The sequence below is a fragment of the Streptomyces sp. CT34 genome (genome assembly GCF_000805335.1).
Classification (GTDB): domain Bacteria; phylum Actinomycetota; class Actinomycetes; order Streptomycetales; family Streptomycetaceae; genus Streptomyces.
The window spans coordinates 1,218,612-1,221,645 of sequence record NZ_KN708638.1 but is presented as its reverse complement, the minus strand read 5'-3'; the positions used below and the strand labels follow the sequence as shown (position 1 = coordinate 1,221,645).

The following is a 3,034-nucleotide window of genomic DNA, read 5'->3' as shown; positions in this document are numbered from 1 at the left end:
CCCCCGGAGACGCCCCCCCCGCCACAACGGCGGGACGGCCCTCACACTCCACTCCGGCGACGCACCGCGCCGCGCGGATCACTCCCCGGAGAGCACCGCCTGCGCAGCGGCCCGGGCGTCGTCGGCGGTGTCCGCGGCACGGGCCGCGGCAGCCGCCCGCTCACACTGCGCCAGCGTGTGCTTGGCCAGCGTCGCCCGCACATACGGAATCGACGCCGCACCCATCGACAGGCTGGTGACCCCAAGTCCCGTCAGCACACACGCCAAGAGCGGATCGGAGGCCGCCTCACCGCACACACCACAGCTCTTGCCCTCGGCCTTCGCCGCCTCGGCAGAAACCGCCACGAGATCCAGCAGCGCCGGCTGCCAGGGGTCCTGCAGCCGCGACACGGCGCCCACCTGACGGTCCGCCGCGAAGGTGTACTGCGCCAGGTCATTGGTGCCCAGCGAAAGGAACTCCACCTCTTGGAGAATCGACCGCGCCCGCAGCGCCGCCGACGGAATCTCCACCATCGCGCCGAACTTCGCCTGCAGCCCCGCCTCCCGGCAGGCATCCGCGAACGCCTTGGCATCGATCCGGTCCGCCACCATCGGCGCCATGACCTCGAGGTAGACCGGCAGCCCCTCGGCCGCCTTGGCCAGCGCCGAGAGCTGGGTCCGCAGCACGTCCGGGTGGTCGAGCAGCGTCCGCAGCCCCCGCACACCCAGCGCGGGGTTCGGCTCGTCGGCCGGCGTCAGGAAGTCCAGCGGCTTGTCGGCCCCGGCATCCAGCACGCGCACCACCACGCGCCCCTCGGGGAAAGCCTCCAGGACCTTCCGGTAGGCGTCGACCTGCTTCTCCTCGGACGGCGCGTTCTTGCTGTCGTCCAGGAAGAGGAACTCCGTACGGAAGAGACCGACCCCCTCCGCACCGGCCGCCACCGCCGCCGGCACATCCGCCGGACCGCCCACGTTCGCCAGCAGCGGCACCTTGTGCCCGTCGGACGTGGCACCGGGACCGGACGACGCCGCCAGCGCCGCCCTCCGCTCCTCCGCCGCCTTCGCCAGATCCGCGCGCTTGGCGGAACTGGGGTCGACGAAGACCTCACCCGTGCTGCCGTCCACGGCGATCACGGTGCCCTCGACCAGCTCCCCGGCACCCGGCAGCGCCACCACGGCCGGCACCCCCAGCGCCCGCGCGAGAATCGCGCTGTGGCTGGTCGGCCCGCCCTCCTCGGTCACGAACCCGAGCACCAGCGCCGGGTCCAGCAGCGCCGTGTCGGCCGGCGCCAGATCCCGCGCGATCAGCACATACGGCTCATCGCTGTCCGGCACGCCCGGCATCGGCACCCCGAGCAGCCGCGCCACGATCCGGTTCCGCACGTCGTCCAGGTCGGCCACCCGCCCGGCGAGGTACTCACCCGCACCGGCCAGCAGCGCCCGGTAGGCGGCGAAGGCGTCGTACACCGCCCGCTCAGCCGTGCTGCCGACGGCGATCCGCCGCTCGACATCGGCCATCAGCTCAGGGTCCTGAGCCATCATGGCCTGGGCCTCCAGCACGTGCTGCGCCTCGCCGCCCGCCAGATTGCCCCGCGCGATCAGATCGGCGGCCACCGCCTCCACGGCCTGGCGCGCACGCCCCTGCTCGCGCTCCGCCTCCTCGGCCGGAATCTGCTTGGCCGGCGGCTCCAGCACCGCCGTGCCCATGTGCCGCACCTCGCCTATGGCCACACCGTGGCTCACGCCGACGCCTCGCAGCGTTGTCTCCATGTCACCCGTCTCCGGTTGCTTGCGGCGGACCCAGCCGCCGCGGTGGATGTCGTACCTGCCGTGCGGAACGGCGCCCGGCAAGTCCCTACTGCCAGGAGAAGAGCGAGTCGCCCGCCTTGACGTCGCCGTCCTCGCGCACGTCACCGAGCGAGTCGACAGTGGCCTCCAGCGCGACGACCGGGCACACCGGCGACTTGCCGGCCTGCTCGACCGCGGCCGGGTCCCAGCGCACGACGGCCTGGCCCCGCGACACCGTGTCGCCCTTGTTCACCAGCAGCTCGAAGCCCTCGCCGTTGAGCTGAACGGTGTCGATACCAAGGTGCGTCAGGACGCCGTGTCCCTCGCCGTCGACCACGACAAACGCATGGGGGTGGAGCGAAACAACGACGCCGTCCACGGGCGAAACCGCCTCCGACGGCTCGCGAACGGGGTCGATGGCGGTACCGGGACCCACCATCGCTCCGGAGAACACCGGATCCGGCACTGCCGCGAGTCCGATGGCGCGTCCTTCAAGAGGGGACGTCACGGTGGTCATGGGAAGCCTCCCAGGGGTGAAGATTCATCAGGCCGCCGTCACTGCCTGTCCTGGACGGCGCACCGTTCAGAAGCGTAAGTCATAGGAACTGACGGTTCCGCACGAGAGACGCCGGTTGGCACCTGCTTCCCCGTCGAATCGATTTGCCTCGCCCACACCACCCCTGTACTGTCTGAGATCTGCCCCGGACAACCAGGAAGCACGCAACGGCGACCGGTTGAGTGGGCGGCACTCCTCAGAGTCATGATCCTGATTCTCGAATCATGCGCTTCTGCATGCCTGCAGAAAAGCGGTGGTTCGAAAGCCGGAAAAGCCCTGATAGAGTGTGAAACATCGAAGGGAAGCGCCCGGCAGAAACCCGAGAGGGAATCCAAAGGAAGCGTCCGTTCCTTGAGAACTCAACAGCGTGCCAAAAGTCAACGCCAGATATGTTGATACCCCGTCTCTGTCATGGAGATGAGGTTCCTTTGAAAGTCCTCCCGAGTTTGGGAGGCACACACAGCGAGGACGCTGTGAACGATCGGGACTATTCCTCCTGGTTGTTCCGCTCAACGCGAGTGTCACCGGATTACCGGTAAACATTCACGGAGAGTTTGATCCTGGCTCAGGACGAACGCTGGCGGCGTGCTTAACACATGCAAGTCGAACGATGAACCGGTTTCGGCCGGGGATTAGTGGCGAACGGGTGAGTAACACGTGGGCAATCTGCCCTTCACTCTGGGACAAGCCCTGGAAACGGGGTCTAATACC

The 3,034-nt window shown here is 68.7% G+C and carries 2 protein-coding genes and 1 rRNA gene (1 of these 3 running past the window's edge); 1 reads left to right on the top strand and 2 read right to left on the bottom strand.

Translation table 11 applies throughout. From position 1 onward, the window contains the following. Positions 1 to 78: 78 nt before the first annotated feature. Both ptsP and RZ84_RS05510 read right to left on the bottom strand, forming a co-directional pair. A complete protein-coding gene (ptsP, locus tag RZ84_RS05515) occupies positions 79 to 1,749 on the bottom strand; it encodes a phosphoenolpyruvate--protein phosphotransferase (protein ID WP_043269208.1) in 1,671 nt (556 codons plus the stop codon). Between the two features lie 85 nt (positions 1,750 to 1,834). Then, positions 1,835 to 2,284 (bottom strand): PTS sugar transporter subunit IIA, encoded by a 450-nt coding sequence (locus RZ84_RS05510; protein WP_043263319.1) that lies wholly within the window; start codon positions 2,282 to 2,284, stop codon positions 1,835 to 1,837. 581 nt (positions 2,285 to 2,865) lie between these two features. Here RZ84_RS05510 and RZ84_RS05505 point away from each other — a divergent pair. After that, positions 2,866 to 3,034 (top strand): 16S ribosomal RNA (locus tag RZ84_RS05505) (it continues 1,360 nt past the right edge of the window).